General features: G+C 72.4%; 2 protein-coding genes. Both read left to right on the forward strand.

Going from position 1 to position 1,325, the window contains the following annotated elements; all coding sequences use genetic code 11:
* The coding region (locus tag H0487_RS22630) for a DUF1295 domain-containing protein (RefSeq protein WP_183096441.1) at positions 1 to 682 on the forward strand (682 nt) is incomplete at its 5' end.
* A gap of 31 nt (positions 683 to 713) precedes the next feature.
* Positions 714 to 1,325: tyrosine-protein phosphatase (locus H0487_RS22635; protein WP_183096442.1), on the forward strand; the 612-nt coding region annotated here is incomplete at its 3' end.

The raw sequence follows: 1,325 nt of genomic DNA on the forward strand, positions 1-1,325 counted from the left end.
CACGGCGACCGCCCTCGACCAAGGCGACTCCTGGCGGACGTGGCTGCTGGTCGGGCTGGTGGCCCTGTGGGGCCTCCGGCTCTCCTGGCACATCCACCGCCGTAGCGGTGACGCCGAGGACCCCCGCTACGAGAAGGTGCTCGGCGGTCCGCTCGCCGAGGTCGGCATGGGGGTCGCGGTCCGCAAGGTGTTCGCCGTCCAGGGCGCGGCCGTCTGCCTGGTGGCGCTGCCGGTCGCGATCGGCTCGGTGTCCGAGGCGACCTGGCCGGCGCTGGTCGGGGTCGGCGTCGCGGTCTGGCTGCTCGGCGTCGTGTTCGAGGCCGTCGGCGACGCCCAGCTCGCGGCGTACCGCAGCCGGCCGCGCGAGGAGCGACCGCCGGTGCTGGACTCCGGGCTCTGGGGCTGGACCCGGCACCCGAACTACTTCGGCGACGCTTGCGTCTGGTGGGGCATCTGGCTCGCGGGCGGCCTGGCCAGCGGCTGGGTGGTCGGCCTGGCGACGGTCATCGCGCCGATCACGATGACCTACTTCCTCGTCTTCGCGACCGGAGCACGGCTCCTCGAGCAGACGATGATGCAGCGCCCTGCCTATCGCGAGTACGCCGCTCGGACGTCGATGTTCGTCCCGCTTCCTCCCCGCCGTCGGGGGGCCGTCGACGGTGGGTCGAGGGTCGCTCGATGAACCGTCACGGGGTGCCCCCTACCCTCGTCGCGTGACCAGCAACGAGGAGATCCTCCGGCTGGCGTCGGCCGACAACTTCCGCGACGTCGCCGGTCCCGGCTATGCGACGGCCGATGGTGCCCGGGTACGGCGCGGCGTGTTCTACCGCTCCAACGAGCTACGCCTCACCGACGACGACCAGGGCACGTTGGCCGACCTCGGGCTCCGCGCCATCCTCGACCTCCGCTCGGAGATGGAGATCGACGCCCACCCCGACGTCCCGATCGACGGCGCGACCTGGCACAACTTCGACGTCTCCGGGATCCCGATGGACCAGGTCGCCGGTCTGCGCGACCGCCGGAGCGCGGTCGAGCTGATGGACGCCGTCTACACGAGCTTCGTCGACAGCGAGACCTCCCGCTCGGAGTTCTCGGGCCTGTTCCGCCAGCTCGCCACCGGGGGCCCGCAGCTCTTCCACTGCTCGGCGGGCAAGGACCGGACCGGCTGGGTGGCCGCGCTGCTCCTCCACATCGCGGGCGTCGACGACCCGACGATCGAGAGCGACTACCTGCTGACCAACGCGCTGACCGGCAGCAGCCGGGCGCGGATCGAGGCCGAGATCGCCAGCGCCCTGGGTCCCGAGCTCGTCGGCGTCTTCGGGCCG

It is taken from the genome of Nocardioides stalactiti (assembly GCF_014180715.1).
Classification (GTDB): domain Bacteria; phylum Actinomycetota; class Actinomycetes; order Propionibacteriales; family Nocardioidaceae; genus Nocardioides; species Nocardioides stalactiti.